A 22,347-nucleotide genomic window follows, 5' to 3' on the forward strand; every position below is an offset into this window, starting at 1 on the left:
TACACAACCTGTCGTTTTGCCCGCACAATCGGATATTCCGAAACTGATTTCGGAATCAAAGGAACTCACATGGCAGATACGTTTTTACCGCTTCCCCGCGCTTTCGTATGCGTTCCATACACACCATACGGCGTAGGAAATGAGCGGACAGATGGTGGCGGAAATAATCACGTCGGTCGGATAGTGCAAGCCGAGCAGCAATCGCGAGCAGGCGACCGCCACGACAAGCGCGACAGCGCCGACGATCGCCCTGCGGAGAAACACCCGTCTTCTATTTGCACGCCCGTCATCTTCTCCGTCGGGGAAGCATTTGTGCGCGAAATTACGCACGGTAAGAATCATCATGACCGATACGATCACCGCGGCTGCCGTGTGACCACTCGGAAAACTTGGATCGCCCGGCAACAGACCATTGCCGACAGACGTGATCGGACGGGGGCGTTCGACCAGCCATTTGACGCCGGTCACGTACAGTATCGGCGCCGCCGACACGACGACATCGCGGATGACGACGCGCCTACTGCCGGTAATACGCAAATCGACAGCGGCGAGCGCGGCAACGATTGCGATGCAGCCTGCTGTTGAAAACAGGTACGCAAGTACCGTGGAGCAGTCGCGCAACCCTTCTGGTAGCGCCGCTAAAGCCTGCAAAATATTGGTTTCACGCATTGTTGCGATTGCCGAATTGCGTAGTGCGACGCCAATCATAGGCACAATGCCGCACAATATGGCGGTTGCGATTACCACAGCCGCCGCTCTCGCGATACTTCCGTTCTTCACATGCATGATTCCAGTTAAGCACAGTTCACCGTGCCGTTGCCGTGTGTTCACATCCGGAGTATCCCCGAAAATCGGCGGATTATTCTTCAGGATGCTTCCACGGCTTCCCTGACACGCGCGCTGCAAACGGCCGTGCAACGCAAATATGGTATACCCGCACAGAAAATACCGTGAACGATGCGAGAATCGGAGTTGACGTTCAAGAAAAAAGAAGGAAATATGACCGAACCGATAGCAATGACCATACGCCATATGAAAATCGAGGATTATCCGCTGGTATACGAACTGTGGATACGATGCACAGGTTTCACTATGAGAGATATAGACGATTGCAAGGATGCGATAAAGACGTTTCTCGAACGCAATCCCAACACCTGTTTCGTAGCCGAGGACGATGGCGGAAGGATCATTGGCGCGATTCTTGCCGGCCACGACGGAAGACGGTCGCGCATCTACCACACGGCAGTCGATCCCGACGCGCGTGGTAGAGGCATTGGCTCGATTTTGGTGGACCGCGTGGTTGAAACGCTTCGTGCGATCGGCCTGCCGAAAGTCGCTGTCGGAGTGCCCGCAGACAACGATGCCGGCAACGATTTCTGGGAACGTCAAGGCTTTGCAGTCCGTGATGATTTGGTTTATCGAGAACTGCCGTTGTAATAACGAACCATCCACGATGCCGTGCACGTCGTCTCAGCCCACGTTGTTCGCGGACAGCGAGTAGAAGCCGACCAGCATGCCGCCCCGCCCATGAACACGTGGGCAACGGCGGCGATGCCGCGGCCCAACGCGTTCATTGCGTGGCGCAGCAGCCACGCGTCAAGAGGGCCCCTGCCGCGATGGAAGTCCGAGAGGCCATCGATGGTAATCGCTATTCGGACAGAAGACGCGGTCTGTGCGAGCGAGCTATGCCTTGGCTAGCTTCTTACGTCTGAGGGTGTAAACGGCATCGGCGGAATCGGCGACACGTTTGGAATGCGTCACCACAATGACGCATTTACCGAGTTGATGAGCGGCCTGCCGCAAAAGATCAATCACCTCATCAGTCATTTCCGGATCCAGGCTACCAGTCGGTTCATCCGCCAGAATCGCGCGGCCGGGTGCCACCAGGGCGCGGCCGACCGCCACCCGCTGACGTTGGCCACCCGACAAGTGCATGATGTTGCGCTTCGATTCCTCACGGCTCAGCCCCAGATCTTCGAGGATCTTCATATCGGCCTTGGGATTGACCAGGCGCAGATTCTCTTCGGGAGTGAGATAGTCGATCAAATTATGGTCCTGGAACACCAAGGACACGTGCTCGCGACGGTGCTTTGAATAACCCGTCGTAGCTATATCCTCGCCCTCAAAACGGACCACTCCATCAGAGGGGGCATCCAGACCGGCCAGCAGGGACAACAAAGTGCTCTTTCCCGCTCCCGATGGGCCGGTTATCGCATACATCTTTCCGGATTCGAAATCTACGTTCACATCCGAAAGAACGCGGATCTTCGCCGCGCCATATGAGTAATTGACATGGTCCAATTGCAGACAGATAGTCATGATTAATATCTCCTAACGCATAGAGGAAAGAATGGATTTCGGGGATTTGGCCAGCACTGCGGCGCACGACACGGCGAGCGCGATTGCGATGACCGCGCATCCGAGCAGCAGGATGAGCAGCGTCTGTTCTGGCGGCAGAGCCTCCACCTGCAATGATTCAAGAGGCGCGACCCCCGAATCGTGCAGCAGGAGCGAGGACACGTAACCAGACAATAGGGAGCCCGTGCCCAGCGAGCACAGGGCGGCGACTACAGCCATGAGACCGGTTTCGATTGCGAACTGGGCGATAATCTGCATCTTGCCGACGCCGAGAGCCAGAAGGGTGCCTATCTCATGGATACGTGAGCGAATCCAGAAGACAAGCGCCATGCCCAGTACCAACACATCAGCCAAGCAAACGGACAGCAGCACCATACGGACCAGATCGCGCACCGTTTCCACCGACTGCAGCACGCCGGAAAGACGCGCCGAGTCATCGGTGACGTCATACTTGTTTCCAGCGATTTTTTTTGCTTGGGCCACTGCGGCGGAAAGAGCCTGCGGACTATCCGAAAGGCACCGGATCGTGCCGACCCGTTCCTCTCCAGTCAGCGCGGAAACCACTTGGGCACCCGCATAGATAAGATTCTCCGATGCATCTGATGGCATAGGGCTCTGTGCCTGTACATTGCCAGAGAAGATTCCGGCCACGCGAACGGTGGAATCGCGGTCTTCCTGACTGAGCCGGAGCGTTGATCCCACCGATAGTCCATTCTCACGTGCGAAATCCCGGTGAATCAGTACATTCCGGCCATTACTTGAAATGTGGTGTCCTTGTTCCAACCGGTACAGACCACTTTGGAACTCTTCGGACAACGAGGAGTCAGTAGTGCCCAGCACACTGACCTGCGTAGATAGACCGGAATCCAGTCGAGGACCATGTTCGGGGACAACCGGATGCGCGCCATCCACCCCTGCCAGGGTCTTACGCTCGTAAACGGTTTTCCTTACGCCGGGGATGCGCGAGAACCGGCTCGCTTCCTTTAGACTTGCAGGATTCTCGCCTGTGTCGACGGTAAAACCTATTCCCATGCTTCTGCCGATATCGTCGGACATTTTCTGAAGCGCCGTTGACACTCCGACCTGAGCCACAAGACTGGTGAAAACCATCAGCATCAACAGTCCGATGATTCCGCTGCGTACCGGTTTACGTACGATTGCCAGCGTGGCACGCTTCCACACGTTCATGCCCATCATCGGAGCTCCGACAGGCTTCGTGGCGACTTGCGCAGCATCGGTATGCACGATATGGCAACGCATACCAGCATCACCGCCAGCAGGCCGAGCGATACATACAGTACGGCGGTTGTGTCGATTGATACCGTGAGCGAATCCAAGGTGCGAACCGACATATTGGACTCGAGATCGCCGCCGACCTGTCCCATGCTGCTCAGCTCCTTCGCCGCGGAGGCGTTCACGGAACGGAGGGCCGAAGTGCCAAGCCATTGGGCCATTCCTCGTGCGCACAACCATCCGAGGACCAGGGACGGCAGGCCGATCAGAATCATCTCGGTTAGATATTGGGCGATCAGGGATGGCTTGCCGATGCCGAGGGACACCAATACGCCCATCTCCTGACGTCGGTCGTTCATCCACAGTAAGAGCATGAGACTGAGAACTATCACGGCCGAAATAGTCACGCCGATCAAAGCGCTGCGCATCATGGAACGCACACCTCGGGCAGCATTCAGCATGCTCGACGTATATTGGTCATTGCGCGTGATCTGGTAGTTGTTCCAATCCACTGGAAGCTTCTTCGCCTCTTCCATGGTTTTCTCCACGTCGACGCCCTTGTCCAGAACGAAAGTGGCATCCTGGTATATTTCCTTGCCGGCCTTGTACTGGTACAGAGTACTAGTAGTGTCCAAATCGGTGTACACAGTGTTGGAGGTGAGTTCCGCGCGGCTGGATACCTTTCGGTCGCTGTCCCCTTTGAATATTCCAACGATGGTGGTTTTTACAGTTGCCGTCGAATGCGACTCATTGTCGGCATCATATGGATTGGCCTTGAGCGTGAGGGTATCGCCGACTTTAAGCCCATTGGTTTTGGCGAGATCCTCATGGACCATCGACATATGCTTATCGGATGCCTTGAGATGACGTCCTTCGACCATGCCGAGTGTGTGAGACGTGAACACATTGAGTTTTGACGAATCGTTTGTGCCTATGACGTTAGCCGTATTGCCGAACTGCTGTTCTTTCTCCGCATCGTAATCATCGCCGCCAGGGACCTTCACCACGCTGGCTCCCACGAGATCGGCGGTGGCGTTCTGCCTGACCATGTACGAGTCAACCCCGGACAGCTTCGAGATTCGTTGCACATCAGCGGGACGAACCATTCCGCCTCCGCGAGGTGTCAGCATGCTGCCTTGCAGGTTACTGGCCAGCACGAATCCGCCGACCGCCTGTTTCTCAATCTGTCCAGCCTCATGTTGAGCTGCCTGAGAAACCGCGGTCGCGGACAGCATACTCGCCGTTATGATGGTCAGCACAATGAACAGCACCGCGGTGCGCACCCGTTTTCTGAGCACATAGCGCGCCGCCCGTGAGATGAATGTCATTAATACCCCCTGTAAAGTTGGGATCTTCTCATCCGAAACAATGAAATCTAATTCGATTCTTCGATTGGTCATTCGCGAGAATACATGGTTCACCTCTGAACATGGCAAGATATGCCTTGAGCGAAAAAGCGAAACGACATTGGTTGCATTATGCTCCGGGGCATCTGTCATTCTGTTCATTTGACAAACTTTGAGCGGTTATAAAACAGTGCATATACCAATGGAGGCCCCAACCGAAATTGGGGCCTCCATCAGAGAGAAAGGAAGGAGTGGCAAGTATTGGTTATTTACTCAGTCAGAGTCTTAGCCTTTTCGTTGACGGCTTCAACCGTCTCGACCGTCTTGGCTTCCTCGTCGGAGACCTCACCGGCCGCGAGCTTGGCTTCGAGCTGCTCGACGATTTCGGCGTGCATCTTCTCGTTGATCTTCACCTTGAAGGCGAACACCAGCAGGCTGAGCACAATCAGAACGAGCGGCGTCCAGAAGGCGCAGACTTCGAAGGTGTGGATGTTCGCGGGGGTCATATCGGCTGCAGTGGCGCTGCCGGTCATACCTGCCGCGACGGCGATGAAGCCGGTGATGCCGTTCGACAGGGCGCCACCGATCTTGTCGAGCATCGGGCGGACGGACAGAGTGACGGCCTCGTTACGCTTACCGTTCTTCAGCTGGCCGTATTCGATGGAGTCGGTCAGGGAGAGGATGGCGGTCATCTGGATGAGCGTGCCCGGCACGTAGAAGAGCACCAGTGCGATGAACACTACGACGATGTTGGTGGAGAAAAGACCCAGCAGAACGTAAGCGACAATCATGGAGATCATGCCACTGATGTACAGGTAGCGGCGTGGGATGCGCTTGTTCAGAATCGGGTACAGCGGAGCCATGATGAGGCCAGCCACCAGTGCGATGACGCCGGTCGCGGAGTAGGCGGCCGGGTTGTCGAGCACGAACTTGAACAGGAAGAGGAGCACGCCGGTAGTGGCCACGTTGGCGATGGCGTACAGCAGGTAGGACAGGGCGACCCACAGCAGCTGGTCGTTCTGGAACAGTGCCTTGAATGCCTCGAGCGGGTTGCCGTTCTTCTGGGCCTTGGCGCGCAGGGCGCTGGTGCTTTCCTTGGTGCCGAAGGCAACGGTCCAAGCAGTGAGGATGCCGAGCAGCATAACGATGATGCCGAATGCGGTCCAGCCGCTCTGGCTTTCAGCCTGCTTACCGGTGAACATGTAGCTGAAGTAGGTGACAATCGGGATGACGAAGATAGTGATGCCGTTGTAACCGATGGAACCGGTGAAGGATCCCAGAGAGGTGTAGGTGGAACGCTCATGGGAGTCGGAGGACAGTGCCGGAATCATGCCCCAGTAAGAGATATCACGCAGGGAGTAGAACACGTCGAGCACAACGAAGGTGATGACGAACAGCACGATGAACAGCGTGGTGTTGACATTCACCAGACCGAACATGCCGCTGAAGACGATGGCGAGCAGCACGGCCGAGACGGCACCGCCGATGAACTGCCAAGGACGGAAGCGTCCCCACTTGGTGGTGGTGTTGTCGACGATGTTGCCCAGCAACGGGTCGATGAAGATTTCTGCGATACGGATAATCACCACAAGGCTGGTGATGACGCCGATAAGCTTGGCCGCCAGCGCCTTATCGACGCCAGAGAACAGGCAGCTGGTCACGTACACAACAAAGTACGTGCTCATGGCGTTGTAGAAGGCAGCTTGGCCCAAGTTACCGCATGCGTAGGCGATGCGCTGACCGAGCTTTCCCTTGCGGACTCCACCGTCCGCGGCTGATGCGTTGCTCATTTTTTCTTCTCCTCTAAGATAGTTGGAGCCGAGATCACCCATTGATCCTGTAGTGCAACTATACGCCGTTTTATAAACGGAAGTAAAAAACATTAGTAATCAAGGCTTTTGCCGGCGTGTTGCAATAGCTCCCACAATGCCAAGCCCATCCGTCACCGACTTAAACACGTTTAATGGGAGTGCTTGAAAAACAGAGGAAACCGTGGCGGTAAATACGATTTGCTTTTTCAGTAAAAAACATTTATCATTACCAGTAAAGGAAGTTTAGCTTCCACATCATTCACAACGAAGTAATGAAAGAAAGCAGGAAACATGGCAAACAGCAATCGTGTTGAGCACGCAGCCGAGACGTGGCTGACCGACGCGACTGTGTTCGAGGTCAACCGTACGCCGGCCCATTCCAACCACAAGTGGTTCACGCGTGATCCGCAGAGTGGTGAGTACTCCGATCTCACGCAAAGCCTTGACGGAGAATGGCGCGTCGAAATCGTACAGGCTTCCGACATCGACTTCAGCGAAGAGCCATTCGTTGCTGAGAACTTCGATGATTCCGCTTTCTGCCGCGCCCAGGTTCCGGGCCATCTGCAGATGGCGGGTCTGCTGAAGAACAAGTATGTGAATATCCAGTATCCGTGGGACGGCCACGAGAATCCGCTGGAGCCGAATGTTCCGGAAAACAATCACGTGGCGCTCTACCGCAGGAAGTTCGTTGTGTCCAAGCGTCTTGCGGATACCAAGGAGTCCGGAGGAAGCGTCTCCATCGTCTTCCATGGAATGGCAACCGCGATCTACGTATGGGTCAACGGCCTGTTCGCAGGTTACGGCGAGGACGGCTTCACTCCCAACGAGTTTGATATCACCGACCTGCTGCATGACGGAGAGAACGTCGTAGCGGTCGCTTGCTACGAGTATTCCAGCGCATCCTGGCTTGAAGACCAGGACTTCTGGCGCCTGCACGGTCTGTTCCGCTCCGTCGAACTGACGGCGCAGCCCCACGTTCATGTCGAGAACATGCAACTCGAAGCCGATTGGGACGCCGAGTCCGGCACCGCCTCTCTTGACGCCGCATTGTCCGTGCGCAACGCCTCCGATGCCGCTACCATCTCGGCCACGTTGAAGGATTCCGAAGGCAACGTGGTATGGGAGGCCTCGACCAACGCCGACGCCAATACCACGTTCGCAAGCGGTTCTTTGCAGGACCTCAAGCCGTGGAGTGCCGAAAGCCCGTCTCTGTACGAACTTGAAGTCAACGTCATCGACCAGGCCGGCAACATTGTCGAAACCGTCGTTCAGAAGGTCGGCTTCCGTCGTTTCCGCATCGAAAACGGCATCATGACCCTTAACGGCAAGCGCATCGTGTTCAAGGGCGCGGACCGTCACGAGTTCGACGCCAAGCGCGGCCGTTCCATCACCGAGCAGGACATGATCGATGATGTGATTTTCTGCAAGCGCCACAATATCAACGCCATCCGCACCTCGCACTATCCGAACCAGGAGCGTTGGTACGATCTGTGCGATGAGTACGGCATCTACCTGATCGATGAGACCAATCTCGAAACCCATGGCAGCTGGTGCCTGCCCGGCGACGTGGTCACCGCCGAAACCGCGGTTCCAGGAAGCAAGGCACATTGGGAAGGTGCCTGCGTCGACCGTGTCAACAGCATGATGCGCCGCGACTACAACCACCCGAGCGTGGTCATTTGGTCTCTCGGCAACGAGTCCTACACCGGCGATGTGTTCCGCGCCATGTACAAGCACGTGCACGACATCGATCCGAACCGCCCCGTGCACTACGAGGGTGTGACGAAGAACCGCGACTACGACGATGTGACCGACATCGAAACCCGCATGTACGCGCATGCCGATGCGGTTGAGGAATATCTCAAGAACGATCCGCAGAAGCCGTACATCTCCTGCGAGTACATGCACGCAATGGGCAACTCGGTCGGCAATCTGGACGAATACACGGCACTGGAGCGTTACCCGCACTATCAGGGCGGCTTCATCTGGGACTTCATCGACCAGGCGATCTATGCCACCCAGCCGGATGGCTCCACCCGTCTATGCTATGGCGGAGACTTCGGCGACCGTCCGAGCGATTACGAGTTCTCCGGCAACGGACTGGTCTTCGCCGACCGTACTCCCGCGCCGAAGGCCCAGGAAGTCAAGCAGCTGTACTCCAACGTCCATATCGACGTGACCGATCGTTCGGTGTCCATCAAGAACGACAATCTGTTCATCTCGACCGGCGGATACCAGTTCGTGCTGCGCATCCTCGCTGACGGAGAGCCGGTATGGCAGTCCGAGCGTCGCTTCGACGTACCCGCCGATTCAGCATGCACGTTCGATGTCGAATGGCCGGTGGATCTCTACCGCGCCAATGCCGATGAGCTGGTGCTTGAAGTGTCCCAGCGCCTCGCTGAGGCGACCGATTGGGCTCCTGCCGGGTACGAACTCGCCTTCGGCCAGACTATTGTGGCCGGAACGAAGGCAGCCGAAGACGCGGCCCTGCCTGCGGACGGCATCGTCACTGTTGGTCGTTGGAATGCGGGTGTTCAGGGTTCCGGACGAGAGATTCTTCTTTCTCGCACCCAGGGCGGCTTGGTCTCCTACACGTTCGACGGTCACGAATTCGTGCTGCGTCGCCCGGCGATCACCACATTCCGCGCGCTGACGGACAACGATCGTGGCGCCGGCCATGGATTCGAGCGAGCCCAGTGGATGACGGCCGGCCGTTACGCCCGTTGCGTGGACAATGTCATCGAACAGGTCGATGAAGACACGCTCAAGGCCGTATACACGTATGAGCTTGCCACGCCACAGTGCACCAAGGTCACCGTCGGATACACCGCCGATACCACTGGCCGTCTGAACCTGCATGTGGAATATCCGGGCGAGTCCGGCGAGCTACCCACCATTCCTGCGTTTGGCATCGAATGGACTCTGCCGGTCCAGTATTCGAACCTGAGGTTCTTCGGTGCTGGTCCCGAGGAAACGTACCAGGATCGCAAGCACGCCAAGCTGGGCGTGTGGAGCACCGATGCGTTCAAGGATCACGCTCCGTATCTCATGCCGCAGGAGACGGGCAACCACGAGGAGGTCCGTTGGGCGGAGATCACCGATGAAAATGGACACGGTCTGCGAGTCAGCCGCGCGAACGGTGCCGCACCGTTCGCTGTGAGCCTGCAGCCGTATTCCAGCTTCATGATCGAAGAAGCCCAGCACCAAGACGAGTTGCCGGCTCCGAAGCACATGTTCCTCCGCGTGCTCGCCGCACAGATGGGTGTCGGAGGCGACGATTCCTGGATGTCGCCGGTTCACTCCCAGTATCACATCCCCGCCGATCAGCCGATCAGCCTCGATGTCGATCTCGAACTGATCTGACGATCGGATAGCGTGTCCCTCCTCTACTCCTTCCTGTGGAGGAGGGACGGCATATTATCTTGCAAGTTCTTGTCCGGAACAGCAGTCCAACAAGGCGATGTCCTGAGGAATGGTGACACGCTGGTATCGCGACACATTCTCATATCCCAATTCAAGACTGGCATTCAGAACTTTTTGACGGGTAGACTCCTTGACCGACAGCGAGGGATCATCATTGAGTATCCTCGATACGGTTGCCAGGGAGAATCCAGCCCTTTCTGCAATCTCCCTGATGTAGCCATGACAATCTGCCTCCTCTTGGCAGATGAAAGCTAAACAAATTTAGTAACAAGTTTATCATGTTTCGCCTTAGAAATTCATTGGAAAATGGCGAAATCTCCTTTCCCATCAAAAAATGTTGCGGACCGTCCTCCCCTATTAGGAAAGACGGTCCGCAACATTTCGTAACGGATATAACGCAGTACGTTAACGCCGAATGGTTCCCTTGAATGGCTTATTCGGAGACAGTGCGACACGTCCCATATCAGTCCCTAGAACGTTCAGCGTAATCTCCGTGGGCTTCGAACAGCGCAACGCATATTCCACTGCCTGATCCGTCCATGTCGCATCCACTTGGATTCCACCTCTTGCACGGAGTGCATGGAAGCTCCCCTCATGCCAATCCTCCGGCAGGGCCGGAAGAACGCGAATCCAGCCATCGTGGCTTTGGACAAGCATCTCCGATAGGGCCGCCGGGAATCCAAGGTTCCCGTCGATCTGGAACGGCGGGTGGGCGCAGAATCCGCTGTCGTACACGCCTCCGCCCAGCAGATTGGTTTCAGCGTTCGCATCCACCGGCCGCAGGAACATGCCTATGATTCGCTTGGCGTGCTCCGCATCACGCAGACGCGCCCACATGATCATGCGCCATACGATGCTCCAGCCGGAACCATCATCGCCACGCACTTCGAGGGATTTCCTAGCGGCTTCCTCCAGATGCGGGGTCTTAGACGTGATACCTGCACCAGGATGCAGTTCGTAAAGGTGGGACAGATGACGGTGCTGCGGATCGGATTCGATGAATTCGTCGTTCCATTCGAGGATTCTTCCATCAGCTCCCAATCGCGTTTCAGCCAGTTGGGAACGGACGGATTCCGCTTCCCGGACCAGAGCACTGTCCTCTTCGTCAAGGTTTTCCAAATCGTAAGAAGCCTGAATTAGATCATCAAGCAGATTACGCACGATGGCCGTGGCATTCTCACTGCTTTGCGCAACGGATACCGGTTCTCCGTTCACCAAGAAACAGTTCTCCGGTGATGTTGCAGGAGACGGGGCCAGTCCATGCTCCGTCTCCGATAGGAAATCCATGCAGAATCGCGCGTTGTCCCGCATAATCGGCCAGATGCGGGACAGATACGATGTATCCTGGTTGAACAGATATTCATCGAACAGGTTCCGGCACATCCATGCCTGGCCGAATGGCCAGAACGACCACATCGGATCGCCGTTCGCAGGAAGGGCCCTACGCCAGAGATCGACATTATGGAAGACCGCCGATCCTCGGCAGCCGAGAATCCTGTCAGCAGCGTCGTGCCCCGGCACTAGCAGCTCCTCATTCATGGAGACGAGCGGCTCGATAAGTTCTTGGAGGGCGCATGGGCCCGTCATCCAATAGTTCATTTCGACGTTGATGTTCGTCGTGTAGGCGCTGTACCAGTTCGGGAAATCCTTATGGTTCCAAATCCCCTGCAGATTCGCAGGTTGGGTGTGTGGCCTGGACGAGGAAATAAGCAGATACCGGCCGAAATCAAACATCGCTTCCGCTAGCATCTCCAGACGATGCGGTTCTTTTTTCTCATCCGAGCGAAGGATCGCCGAGAACGGTAGTTCCGTATCGTCATCATGGGCTGAACCGAGATGGATAGCCACCCTGTCGAAATATTTGCGGTAGTCCTCGATGTGGCGGTCGAGCATGGTCTGCAGATCAGTCGACCACTCGTCGATGGTTTTCTCCAAATGGTCGGCGACAACCGTCATGCTTCGTTCCGGCTGCTGGTCGCTTCCCTTGAATCCGCTCATACTGCGGAAGCGGAGCGATAATCCGGTGATGTTCGAGCATTGCAGACTGTTGTCGCCCACATTGATGTCGCCACCGGTGACGGTAAGGGAGAACGCACCGGCGTACGCCATTCCAGTTCCATCCTGCTCATCTTCCCAAGGATTTTCGGAAGGATGAGGCAGGAGTCCGATATTGAGTCCAGGCATCCGACCCATGACGATAAGGGTGGCCCGATGGCCGTCGGATACCGTTTCCAACGAGGCGCGCGATTGTTTGAGGAAAGTGCCGGCGACACTGATATTCACATCAACCGGCGCATCCGATGACATCCTGTAGACCAACAGGTCATCAGGCTCGCTGCACCATGCGTCGATATGAACGTTGGCATCACCCATCTGGAATGTTTCACCGGCGAGTGCCCTTGCAAGATCCAGTTGGCGTTTCATGCTCTCACGTCCGCCTGCAGGGGTCGAGTACTGAATACGGGCCGTTCCGAATGGCTCGTAAATCTGTTCGTCCTTTTCCTGCAGTGTGGCTTCCTTGATGATTCGCGTGGCGGCGGTGTAATCGTCATGCAACGACGCCTGACGTGCCTTGGCCACAATCTCCGGCGTCACCGGCGAGGTTTCCGCATGTGGATATCCAGACCAAAGGGTGTCGTCGTTGAGATACAGCACGTCGGTTTCCGGTTCGGAGCACAGGACCGCTCCCATGCGTCCATTGCCGAGTGGGATGCCTTCTTCCCAGCACGAAGAGATTCCATCGAATGTGAGTTTCATGGTGACGTACCGCCTTATATCCGCACCACAGCCGCACGGCTGATCATTGGCGTGAACCTTGAATCATCCACATGAAGGGTAACCGAAGATACTTCGACATCGTCGAAGCGGAGTATCCTGCGGTATCCCACTGTGCCGAACTGGCCGAGTACACACTCAGTGCCGTCAGATAGCACACCAGTAACGCGCATATGTTCGATGCGCTGCCCACACTCTATGGCCTCTTCGACTACAACGGCATTGATCGTCGTCAGTTGCGGGAAAGTGAGCGTGATGGCAGGGGCCACGTCATCGATGCTAGGAGACCAATACGTGTCTTGATTCCCATCGATAAGTCGCATTGCAGCTTCGTTCGCGCTACTGGTCTTGACTTCGCAACAAGACGAAGCCAATGCTTTGCGGAATTCATTGATACGGCTTCCCAACCCCTTGAGTGACTCCACATCCGGTTCTGCGAACAGTCCTTCTGGAGACGGAGGAATATTGAGCAGAAGCGACGAATTGCCGCCGACTGCGGAAAGCCAGAGGTCAAAAAGCTGATCTGCGGTCATGACCTTGTCGTCTTCATACTTGTGGTAAAACCATCCAGGGCGAATGGAGGTATCGACCTCAGCTGGATACCAACAGATGTCATCCCCGTATCCGGAAACTGCCTCACGGCTTCCAAGGTCGTCATCTTGAGAGCGGACCGTGGAGGCAAAGGATGCATCGTCCTCCTGCTGTGAATTTTCCATAGTCAGCTCCGCCGAACGCAGGCGACGAGGCACGACACTCCATTCGTTGTCACGTACATGTCCGGCTTCATTTCCAGCCCAACGAACGTCGGGACCGCATACGGATATCACCGCATTGGGTTGAAGTGAGCGAATGACGTTGTAGTAACGATCCCAGTCGTAATACTGAGTCTTGCCGTTCTTGCCCTCACCATTGGCACCATCCAGCCATACGGAGAAAATCGGTCCGTATTGGGTGAGCAACTCAGTCAATTGTCCGACGTAGAAATCGTCATATGACTTGCCTTTGCCATAGGAGTCTTCGGTCCGATCCCACGGAGACAGGTATACGCCGAACTTTAGTCCATGACGTCTGGCTGACTCACTGACCTCACGAACGAGATCCCCTTTCCCGCCCCTCCATGGCGAGGCGGCAATGGTATGCTGCGTGTAACGCGATGGCCACAGGCAGAATCCATCATGGTGCTTGCACGTCAAGATGACACCAGTCATTCCACCAGCTACCAGCGCATCCATCCACTGTTCCACATCTACATTCTGTGGATTGAACAGCGCCGGATCCTCATGTCCAAGACCCCATTCTCTGTCTGTCATGGTGTTCATGCCGAAGTGTATGAAGGCATACATCTCCATACGCTGCCAGACGAGTTGCCGCGACGAGGGACGTACGTTTGCGAGGTAATTCAAGTTGATACCATCATTTGTTGGATTGCTCATTTTTGCTCCTACACAGGAATTAACGGATAACGCCTTTTCTGATAATGATGTTCGCATACTGTGACTGCTCACCTGTTGCAACGATGCAGTAGGCTTTTTCGGCCTCATCATAAAAGGCGAACCGTTCCAGCATGCCAATAGCCGTTTGCCTGTCAGGCTCATGCTTGGCGATTACCCGACGATACCGATCCCATATCGGGGTGTCGACGGCGTCTCCAGGAACCTTATCCATCAAAAACACCGGATGCTCCGTATATTGATCCAACGGTATAAGCTGCATCACTGCATCGAGAAGTGGTTCGATGGGCTGACCGTCGTATCTGATCACATGGGAATGAACCCCCAATGACTCAGCGGGAAAGTGGGCGTCCGCGAGAACTATAGTATCGCCATGGCCCATTTCACTGAGAATCTTCAATAAATCGGGCTGTATGATCGACGGTATCCCTTTCAGCATAGCTGCTCCTGCTTGTCTTCAGACTTATTTGATTGTTACTTGCCGAGAATGCTCTGGATATTGCGGTACTGTTCGTCGGTCAGCTGCACGGCGGGTTCATGGATGGACGTGTCGATTGGCAATCCCTTCGCCTTGACCGCGCCCTTGATGGCGCTGATGAACAGGTCGGCAGTATCGTACAGGCGCATCAGATAGGAAATGCGTTCAGCCGATTTGATGGCCGTGGCGTAATCACCGGACTGCCATGCATGATGCAGGCTGACGAAAGTCTCCGGCTCCACATTGGTCAATCCGCACAGCACGCCATTGCCTCCACTGATTCGGTTGACGGTGTAGTACTCGTCGAATCCGGACAGCACGCTGAACGATGGATTCACCTTACGAACGGCAGCGATGACCTTCCTGGTGTGGCTGATGGTGTCGACGGTGTCTTTGATGCCGATGATGTTCTGGTTCTCCGCTGCGAGATCCGCCACCAGCTCAGGGGTGAGGTCGTTGCCCGTCCTGGCTGGGAAGTTGTAAAGAATGACCGGCAACGTCGTTGCTTTGGCCACCGCAGAGAAGTAGCGCTTCGCGCAATCCGGGGATGGTCCGAAATAGTACGGGGATACTGCAACCAATGCATCGGCTCCGGCTGCTTCGCTTTCCGCCGCCAATGTTCTCACATTGTCTAGGTTGGTGTCTCCCACGCCGACGAGCACCTTCATGCGTCCGGCGACTTTCGAGACGGCGAAACGCACCGCTTCCGCCTTCGCCTTGACGTCGATGGCGTAGAATTCTCCGATGCTGCCGAACAGCAGCACACCGTCGATGCCCGCGTCGATGAGATGGTCAAGGTGCTTGCCCCAATTATCGTAGTCAATGGTCCCATCCGCGTTCGTGATGGTGATGGAGGGGCAGAACACGCCTTCGAATTGGGCGTTGCAAGTCATGATTTTTTCCTTTCGACGATATGGTAGGCGTTCCGCGCGTTATTGAGGAAGAAGTCGTCGTTTCCCGCGAAACGGTTGAGCAGGATTGACAGATGACTGTCGAAATCGGCATATAAACCAACGACAGGCCAATTCGACGCGTACAGCAACCTCTTGTTCGAGAACGCGGCTTGTGCGAGATCGAGCAGGGTTGAGACGAATCGTAGGTCATCGGTGGGATACCCCGATACCTTGACGTACACGTTTGGCAGCTCTCCGAGCCTATGCAGGGCATCGGATGAGGATTCGAGATTATGAAGATCGGATATGTTGCCCATATGGTCAACGATGACGGTCGCTTCGGGCACCTGCTCACAAGCCTGAGCTAAATCGCCAAGCTCATCCACTCTTACGCATGCGTCGAATGGCATGTTCTTATCGGCCATAAGCTGCAAACCGCGGATGAAGTCATTTTGCAGGCACCGGAACCGCGGCGATGTCGGCGTATGCAATGGCTCACGAACGCCATGCGCGTACAGCGGCACGCGCATGGCCGGTCCGACAGTGGACCGCATAGATGTTGCCAACAGCAGAGGATCATGGTTTTCGGACAGCAGCCGATCTTCCAATGACGTATCTTCCGTGTCGACTTCCACATACACACCGCCGATGAAATTGACCGCAGCGTCTGGGTGGTGCTCATTGTATGAGGCATAGGCGCGTTTGAGGCAGTCCATGTCGTAACGGCGGGTGATGGACCCATCCGTACCGTCGAGCCATGAAAGCGGTTGGACGGATGGGTCCCAGATATGGAAATGCGAGTCGATGATCCTCTGCATGTCGTGCGTCCTAGTCGAGTGCCCTATCGAGGTGGACGTATCCGCCGTCGGGGAAGACCCATTGTCCGGTGGTGTGCGAGGACCTGTCGGACAGAAGGAAAACCACGGTGTCCGCGATTTCCGAAGTCTCGGTCATACGGTGACCGAGAGGAATCCTGTCGGTGATCTTCGCCAACTGCTCACGCTGCGCCTGCTCGTCGCCGAACGTCTTGATCCATTGCGCGTACAGCGGTGTCCACGCTTCGGCCACGACAACGGCATTGACTCGAACCTCGTCCGGGGCGAGGGCAGCGGCCCACTCGCGGGTCAGGCCCAGAATCGCGCCTTTTGCCGCAGCGTAGGCGCTAGTCTTGCCCTGACCGGTCAATGCGGTCTTGGAACCGATATTGACCACTGAGCCCTTGCTGGCCTTGAGCGCTGGCACGCACTGATGAACCAGCTCGTAATAGTGGGTCAGGTTGCCGTGAAGAGACTCCTCGAACTGACGCCATGACGTGGTCTCGAGCGCGAGATTGTCGTTTCTTCCGGCATTGTTGACCACACCATCGATATGGCCGTATTTCTTCATGACCGATTCAACAATGGGGGCGATCTCGTCGGTGTTGTTTAGGTCAATCAGATAGGTGTCATACGAATCGGTGATCTGTTCGATATCCTGTCGGAATTCGTCGTCGGCACCATCCGAACGATTCAGCACCACCGGAATGGCGCCTTCTTCGGCCAGCCGCAGCGTTATGCCCTTGCCGATGCCTTTGAATCCTCCGGTGACAATAATCACCTTGTTCTTAAGATGCAGGTCCATCTCAGGTCCTTCCGACTAGTCCTTGTGCAGGTACTTCATGCATTCGTCGAGCTTCATCTCCGTGCCGTTGCCCGGAGCGAGCGGTGCAACGTATCGTCCGTTCTTGATGACGGTTGGATGTACGAAGTACTCATGCTGGTTGTCCACGTATTCGACGACGCGGTCCTCCATCTCGCCAGAGACGGACACGTAATCGAACATCGCAAGTTGGCTGATGGCTTCGCACAGGCCGACACCACCCGCGTGAGGGCAGACCTTGACGCCGAACTTCTTGGCGAGCAGGTATTCGAGGACGATTTCCTGGGGACCGGCGACTCGGGTCGCGTCAATCTGCATGACCTTGAAGCTGCCAGCCTGCAGGTACTGCTTGTACATGACTCGGTTCTGCATCTGTTCGCCGGTGGCCACCGGAATTGGATCGATGGCCTTCTGGATTGCAGCATGTCCAAGCACGTCATCCGGGCAGGTCGGTTCCTCAACCCACGCGAGATCGTAGTCATTGAATTTGCCGATCCATTCAATGGCCTGTGGCACATCCCAGACCTGGTTGGCATCTACGGCGATGGCGATGTCCGGGCCGACCGCTTCACGGGCGAGCTTGAGCCTGCGCAGATCGTCTTCGAGGTTTTGACCGACCTTAAGCTTGATCTGCTTGAAGCCCATGACCTCGGTCTCTTGCTTGGCCAAACGGACCATCTTCTCGTCGGAATAGCCGAGCCATCCAGCTGCGGTTGAATATCCCGGATAGCCGACTTCCTTGAGGTGGGCGATGCGTTCCGCCTTGCCTTCCTGGGCGGCACGCAGAATCTCGATGGCTTCCTGCGGAGTGAGGGCATCGGTCAGGTAGCGGAAGTCGAGAGTCGCAACGAGCTCTTCAGGCTCCATCTCGGAAAGGAGCAGCCAGAGCGGCTTGCCGGCGCGCTTGGCCTTGAGGTCCCACAGAGCCGAAAGCACGGCGCCAATGGCCATATGCTCGACGCCCTTCTCAGGGCCGAGCCAGCGCAGCTGCGAATCGCGCACGAACAGATCCCATGCGAGACGCATGTTGTCGAGCAGTTCCTCGACGTTACGTCCGATAAGGGTTTCGGACATGGAGTCGATGGCTCGGACGACGACATCATTGCCGCGGCCGATGGTGAAGACGAATCCATTGCCGGAATCACCAGCATCCGTGGCGATGACAACGTAGGCGGAGGAATAATCCGGATCGGGGTTCATGGCGTCGGAGCCAGAGAAGGTGGCCGATGTCGGGAATCGGAAATCATAGGTGGTGACTTTGGTAATAACGCTCACGATGCGCTTCCTTCTTTGGAAAAATGTTTAATCTCAAAAAGGGAGGACGGCCATTCGGCCGCCCTCCCTAGCAGTGGCGGGCAACCGGATGTCAGTCGGCGTCGGTGGTGACCTTGAAGCCGTTGTCCTTTGCGTAGGTCTTGAGCTTCTGCTGAGCCTTGGCCATAGCGCCGACCATGTCACCGCCAACCTTCATTTCAGGAGTGATGACATCCTTGTATACGACTCCAACCTGAGACATGAACGGAAGATACTCCCAATCAGTATTGACCTTGTCCATGGACTCGAAGTAGACAGAGTTCACGTCAGTATTGACAAAGTATCCATCTGTTTCCTTCATATTGCGGATGTCTTCGCTATCTTGGTAAGCGGAAGCTGCCATGAAGTAGTTGCCATGGTTGTTATCCTGCCAAGACTGAATTGCTTCCTTGTCAGAATCGAGCCAGTTGATGAAGGCAAGAGCTGCAGCCTGCTTGTCCTTAGGGCATGCCGCGGAAACACTCATCATGGAGCCGACGGAAGAAGACTTGAAATCATCGGCAGAATCGCCGAATGCAGGTGGCAGCGTTACCTGAATCAGACCCTTAAGAGATGGATTCTGTCCCTTGTAGGAGTTGCCTTGCCAGTTCTGAGAAATATAAGTGGCATAGGTACCCTCATTCGTGGCACGGTTGAACGCATCGGTCCAGCCTGGAGCAGCCTCCATGACCCCATCTTGAAGGCACTTTTGCAGGAATTCAATGAACTCCTTGGTAGTGCCAGAAGTCATGCTCAGGCTGATGTCATCGACAGAATTGACTTTCCAAGGGCGTGCACCAGCCGAACGCAGCAAATCCGTAAAGCAGGAGATATCGTTATTGATGAGGACACCCATGTACTTGCTGGGATCTTCCTTGTGGAGTTTGACGCCTTCTTCATAGAATTCCTGCCAAGTGGTTGGCACCTTGAGATTATGCTCGTCGAGAATGTCCTTACGCACATACATAGCCAAAGGAGTGGCATCAGTCGGCACGCCCCACAGGCCACCAGCATAATGCACCTGGCTCCAAGCGGTCTTTGCATAAAGCTTGCTCCACGCCTTTTCGATATCATCGTTGGCGAAATTCAGCAGAGCTCCAGAAATAGCGTACTGTTCGAATCGGTCAGCACTCATCTGCACGACATCCGGAACATCTTTATTAGCAGCAACGACATTCTGGAACTTGGTGAAATGGTCACTTGCCGCGCCGGTGTTGGTGAATTTAATTTTGATGTGCGGGTACTTCTTCTGGAAAGCTTCAATCGGCCCTGCCATCTGCTTTCCGGAGAAACCCCATACGTTCAGCTCAACTTTTTTGGAAGTATCAGTGAGGGCGCTGTTAATATCTTCTACGGTGACTGCAGTTTTAGTGTCCTTGGCACCGGTACTTGAGCCACAAGCCGCAACGCTGGCTACCATAGTAAGCGCCGCCAGCGCACTGACGATTCTGGTCATCTTCTTCATGATTACTCCTTTGTGTGTCATGAATTACTGTCTTATTGTTATTCTTTAAATGGGTGTGGATGCCGCACGGTCATTAGAGCAACGAATGGGTGATCGTCAATAACCGTGCGGCGAGGGTTCACTGCTTGACTGCACCAGCCGAAAGGCCAGACTGCCAGTACTTCTGCAGGAACATGAATGCGATGATCAACGGAGCAACTGCAATGAGGCAGCCGGTGACAATATAGTTGTTCGGAATCTGACCGTCCGCAGTACCTTCGGCACCCATCTTCAACCACATGTTCAAACCGACCGTCATCGGGTAATCGTTGGTATCGGAGAGCATGATCAGCGGCAGGAAGTAGTTGTTCCAGACACCAACCAGCGTGAACAGCAGTACAGTGACGAATCCTGGAGACAATAGCGGGAAGGCAACCTTCCAGAAGATGGTCCAAGAATTTGCGCCATCGAGCTTAGCCGCTTCAAGGAGAGAAGTAGGCACCGATGTCTGCGCATAAATAATCATCAGGTACAGGCCGAACGGCGTGGCCAGCTGCGGAATAATCACTGCCCATGGGGTACCAACCAGACCAATCTTCGAGTACATGAGGAACAGCGGGACAGAGATGACCGTGGCCGGAATGGACATGAATGCCAAAGTTATCGCCAACAGACTATTACGGCCGGGGAACCGCATTGTAGCAATGGCGTAACCTGCGAGAGTGGCGATGATAGTGGCACCAAATCCGGCGACAACTGCATACATCACCGTGTTAAGCAACCACCGCGCATATGTACCATGCTGATATGCAAGAGTTTCCTGAACATTCTGCCAGAACACATTCTTGTCATCGAACCATAGACCAAAGGAGCTAAACATGCCCTCGTTGGTCTTTGTTGCAGAGAAGAACACCCAAAGCAACGGCACGAGGCAGTAGATGACCATCATAGCCATAATGATGTGCAGCAGCCAGTTGAGCACACGCTGCTTGCCGGTCAGCTTTGGAGCTGCCTCACGCTGCTGCATACGCTTATAGCGTTGGCTTGCCTTGAGCGCCAGCTTGGCGTCTCTGCGCTGCAGCGACTTGGAACGTGGTTTTGCACTTGCTTCACTCATCACTTGTTCTCCCACTTATTGCCAATGACCTTCACAACTGCGACAAGACCCATAACGATGACACCAATCACCAAGGAGACAGCTGCAGCGTAGTTGAGGTTCTGGCCGTTGAACGCAAGGTTATATGCGTAGAGATTCGGCGTGTAGTTACTGGTGATCACATTCGGCGCGGAATTCATCAAGATGCTCGGTTCGTTGAACAACTGAAGCGTGCCAATCACCGAGAAGAGCACGGTCATCATAATGGATCCCTTAATCTGCGGAATCTTTACCGACCATGCGATACGCAGCTCGGATGCGCCATCGATACGAGCGGATTCGTATAGCTCGTTCGGAATACCGATCAGTGCAGAATAATAAATCAGCATGTTGTAGCCAAGAGAACACCAAGTGCAGATGTTTGCAATGGCGAACAGCATGAGCTTTTCAGAAAGCATATTCGGCGCAGTGGCCCCGATCATAGACGCAATCTGACCGACAAGTCCATACTTGTCGCCATAGATATATCCCCACATTAGTGCTGCAATCACACCCGGAACCGCGTATGGCAGGAACAGCAAAATTCGCGGCACTGCGATATGGCGGATTCTCTGGGAGTCCAGAATGAGCGCCGCCGCAAGGGAAAGGATCAAATTGAGAGGAATCTGAATCGCTGCATAAATCAGCACTCTTCTGAAACCGCTCCACAGTGCTTCATCCTTAAATGCAGCTAGAAAGTTATCGAAGCCCGCGAATGTGGTGCCACCGAGAAGGGACTGCTTGAAGAAGCTGAGATAAAGCGCGTAGAACATCGGGATGATCATGCCGAATAGGAAGACCACCACGTATGGAAGACAATATAAAATGCCTATGTACTCGCGCTTCGGCTTGCGCATCCCGGAAGTATCCGGTTTCGCCGTTGCATTTGTCATAGTTTTTCTCTTTCTTCTTAACCCGTCTGAATGAGCCTGCCAACAACATCGTTGCCATTGCCGTTTCATCCATCGGTACGTTCTTCAATATACAAGGTTCTGCAAAAAAGAGCAAATAAAACTTCGCTGCGCGTGGCGAAATTTTCTCTATCTTGTTTTTCCGTCTTAAAAGGGCT

The 22,347-nt window shown here is 55.1% G+C and carries 18 protein-coding genes; 2 read left to right on the forward strand and 16 right to left on the reverse strand.

Annotation, left to right across the window (positions count from 1 at the left end):
• Positions 1 to 84: 84 nt before the first annotated feature.
• On the reverse strand, positions 85 to 786 hold the full coding sequence (locus BBKW_RS09195; RefSeq protein ID WP_033501868.1) for a phosphatase PAP2 family protein: 702 nt from the start codon (positions 784 to 786) through the stop codon (positions 85 to 87).
• A gap of 213 nt (positions 787 to 999) precedes the next feature.
• Between BBKW_RS09195 and BBKW_RS09200 the strand changes: the two genes are divergently transcribed.
• Positions 1,000 to 1,437: a GNAT family N-acetyltransferase gene (locus tag BBKW_RS09200; protein ID WP_033501869.1), complete on the forward strand. Its 438-nt coding sequence runs from the start codon at positions 1,000 to 1,002 to the stop codon at positions 1,435 to 1,437.
• Positions 1,438 to 1,683: 246 nt separating this feature from the next.
• Here BBKW_RS09200 and BBKW_RS09205 read toward each other — a convergent pair whose 3' ends face one another.
• From BBKW_RS09205 to BBKW_RS09220, 4 genes are all read right to left on the reverse strand, one after another.
• Positions 1,684 to 2,319, reverse strand: a complete 636-nt coding sequence (locus BBKW_RS09205; RefSeq protein WP_033501870.1) for an ABC transporter ATP-binding protein — start codon at positions 2,317 to 2,319, stop codon at positions 1,684 to 1,686.
• Positions 2,320 to 2,331: 12 nt separating this feature from the next.
• Complete coding sequence (locus BBKW_RS09210) at positions 2,332 to 3,555, reverse strand: ABC transporter permease (protein ID WP_033501871.1); 1,224 nt, start codon at positions 3,553 to 3,555, stop codon at positions 2,332 to 2,334.
• The gene (locus BBKW_RS09215; protein WP_033501872.1) at positions 3,552 to 4,919 is read right to left on the reverse strand and encodes an ABC transporter permease; all 1,368 of its coding nucleotides are present in this window, start codon (positions 4,917 to 4,919) and stop codon (positions 3,552 to 3,554) included. The genes BBKW_RS09210 and BBKW_RS09215 overlap by 4 nt, the downstream gene beginning before the upstream one ends.
• Positions 4,920 to 5,206: 287 nt before the next feature.
• The gene (locus BBKW_RS09220) at positions 5,207 to 6,727 is read right to left on the reverse strand and encodes a glycoside-pentoside-hexuronide (GPH):cation symporter (protein WP_033501873.1); all 1,521 of its coding nucleotides are present in this window, start codon (positions 6,725 to 6,727) and stop codon (positions 5,207 to 5,209) included.
• A gap of 312 nt (positions 6,728 to 7,039) precedes the next feature.
• On the opposite strand from BBKW_RS09220, the gene lacZ reads away from it, so the two are divergent.
• On the forward strand, positions 7,040 to 10,111 hold the full coding sequence (lacZ, locus tag BBKW_RS09225; protein WP_033501874.1) for a beta-galactosidase, LacZ type: 3,072 nt from the start codon (positions 7,040 to 7,042) through the stop codon (positions 10,109 to 10,111).
• A 54-nt stretch (positions 10,112 to 10,165) separates the two neighbouring features.
• Here the strand turns inward: lacZ and BBKW_RS11210 are convergent, their stop codons facing one another.
• The 11 genes from BBKW_RS11210 to BBKW_RS09275 form a co-directional block, all read right to left on the reverse strand.
• Positions 10,166 to 10,432, reverse strand: a complete 267-nt coding sequence (locus tag BBKW_RS11210; protein WP_082139062.1) for a LacI family DNA-binding transcriptional regulator — start codon at positions 10,430 to 10,432, stop codon at positions 10,166 to 10,168.
• A 144-nt stretch (positions 10,433 to 10,576) separates the two neighbouring features.
• Positions 10,577 to 12,928, reverse strand: a complete 2,352-nt coding sequence (locus BBKW_RS09230) for a glycosyl hydrolase family 95 catalytic domain-containing protein (protein WP_033501875.1) — start codon at positions 12,926 to 12,928, stop codon at positions 10,577 to 10,579.
• Positions 12,929 to 12,942: 14 nt separating this feature from the next.
• Positions 12,943 to 14,436: an alpha-L-fucosidase gene (locus tag BBKW_RS09235; RefSeq protein WP_231858487.1), complete on the reverse strand. Its 1,494-nt coding sequence runs from the start codon at positions 14,434 to 14,436 to the stop codon at positions 12,943 to 12,945.
• Positions 14,399 to 14,836 (reverse strand): L-fucose mutarotase, encoded by a 438-nt coding sequence (gene fucU / locus BBKW_RS09240; protein ID WP_033501877.1) that lies wholly within the window; start codon positions 14,834 to 14,836, stop codon positions 14,399 to 14,401. The genes BBKW_RS09235 and fucU overlap by 38 nt, the downstream gene beginning before the upstream one ends.
• A 35-nt stretch (positions 14,837 to 14,871) precedes the next feature.
• Positions 14,872 to 15,768, reverse strand: a complete 897-nt coding sequence (locus BBKW_RS09245) for a dihydrodipicolinate synthase family protein (protein WP_033501878.1) — start codon at positions 15,766 to 15,768, stop codon at positions 14,872 to 14,874.
• Entirely contained in the window at positions 15,765 to 16,586 is an 822-nt protein-coding gene (locus BBKW_RS09250; protein ID WP_033501879.1) for an amidohydrolase family protein, read from the reverse strand. Before BBKW_RS09250 ends, BBKW_RS09245 begins: the two co-directional genes overlap by 4 nt.
• A gap of 10 nt (positions 16,587 to 16,596) precedes the next feature.
• Positions 16,597 to 17,388: an L-fucose dehydrogenase gene (locus BBKW_RS09255; protein ID WP_033501880.1), complete on the reverse strand. Its 792-nt coding sequence runs from the start codon at positions 17,386 to 17,388 to the stop codon at positions 16,597 to 16,599.
• 15 nt (positions 17,389 to 17,403) lie between these two features.
• A complete protein-coding gene (locus tag BBKW_RS09260; protein WP_033501881.1) occupies positions 17,404 to 18,681 on the reverse strand; it encodes an enolase C-terminal domain-like protein in 1,278 nt (425 codons plus the stop codon).
• A 91-nt stretch (positions 18,682 to 18,772) separates the two neighbouring features.
• On the reverse strand, positions 18,773 to 20,164 hold the full coding sequence (locus BBKW_RS09265) for an ABC transporter substrate-binding protein (protein WP_033501882.1): 1,392 nt from the start codon (positions 20,162 to 20,164) through the stop codon (positions 18,773 to 18,775).
• A 118-nt stretch (positions 20,165 to 20,282) separates the two neighbouring features.
• Positions 20,283 to 21,260 carry a carbohydrate ABC transporter permease gene (locus tag BBKW_RS09270; RefSeq protein WP_033501883.1) on the reverse strand — a complete coding sequence of 326 codons (978 nt, stop codon included), beginning with the start codon at positions 21,258 to 21,260 and terminating at the stop codon, positions 20,283 to 20,285.
• Positions 21,260 to 22,171, reverse strand: a complete 912-nt coding sequence (locus BBKW_RS09275; protein WP_033501884.1) for a carbohydrate ABC transporter permease — start codon at positions 22,169 to 22,171, stop codon at positions 21,260 to 21,262. Before BBKW_RS09275 ends, BBKW_RS09270 begins: the two co-directional genes overlap by 1 nt.
• Positions 22,172 to 22,347: the final 176 nt, after the last annotated feature.

The organism is Bifidobacterium catenulatum subsp. kashiwanohense JCM 15439 = DSM 21854, from assembly GCF_001042615.1.
Taxonomy (GTDB): Bacteria; Actinomycetota; Actinomycetes; order Actinomycetales; family Bifidobacteriaceae; genus Bifidobacterium; species Bifidobacterium catenulatum.

Coding starts and splice junctions, on each gene's coding strand:
- BBKW_RS09270 (WP_033501883.1), bottom strand. CDS start 21,260: ATGAGTGAAGCAAGTGCAAAACCACGTTCCAAGTCGCTGCAGCGCAGA.
- fucU (WP_033501877.1), bottom strand. CDS start 14,836: ATGCTGAAAGGGATACCGTCGATCATACAGCCCGATTTATTGAAGATT.
- BBKW_RS09210 (WP_033501871.1), bottom strand. CDS start 3,555: ATGATGGGCATGAACGTGTGGAAGCGTGCCACGCTGGCAATCGTACGT.
- BBKW_RS09250 (WP_033501879.1), bottom strand. CDS start 16,586: ATGCAGAGGATCATCGACTCGCATTTCCATATCTGGGACCCATCCGTC.
- BBKW_RS09200 (WP_033501869.1), top strand. CDS start 1,000: ATGACCGAACCGATAGCAATGACCATACGCCATATGAAAATCGAGGAT.
- BBKW_RS09205 (WP_033501870.1), bottom strand. CDS start 2,319: ATGACTATCTGTCTGCAATTGGACCATGTCAATTACTCATATGGCGCG.
- lacZ (WP_033501874.1), top strand. CDS start 7,040: ATGGCAAACAGCAATCGTGTTGAGCACGCAGCCGAGACGTGGCTGACC.
- BBKW_RS09245 (WP_033501878.1), bottom strand. CDS start 15,768: ATGACTTGCAACGCCCAATTCGAAGGCGTGTTCTGCCCCTCCATCACC.
- BBKW_RS09265 (WP_033501882.1), bottom strand. CDS start 20,164: ATGAAGAAGATGACCAGAATCGTCAGTGCGCTGGCGGCGCTTACTATG.
- BBKW_RS09220 (WP_033501873.1), bottom strand. CDS start 6,727: ATGAGCAACGCATCAGCCGCGGACGGTGGAGTCCGCAAGGGAAAGCTC.
- BBKW_RS09275 (WP_033501884.1), bottom strand. CDS start 22,171: ATGACAAATGCAACGGCGAAACCGGATACTTCCGGGATGCGCAAGCCG.
- BBKW_RS09195 (WP_033501868.1), bottom strand. CDS start 786: ATGCATGTGAAGAACGGAAGTATCGCGAGAGCGGCGGCTGTGGTAATC.
- BBKW_RS09215 (WP_033501872.1), bottom strand. CDS start 4,919: ATGACATTCATCTCACGGGCGGCGCGCTATGTGCTCAGAAAACGGGTG.
- BBKW_RS09230 (WP_033501875.1), bottom strand. CDS start 12,928: ATGAAACTCACATTCGATGGAATCTCTTCGTGCTGGGAAGAAGGCATC.
- BBKW_RS09235 (WP_231858487.1), bottom strand. CDS start 14,436: ATGCGAACATCATTATCAGAAAAGGCGTTATCCGTTAATTCCTGTGTA.
- BBKW_RS09255 (WP_033501880.1), bottom strand. CDS start 17,388: ATGGACCTGCATCTTAAGAACAAGGTGATTATTGTCACCGGAGGATTC.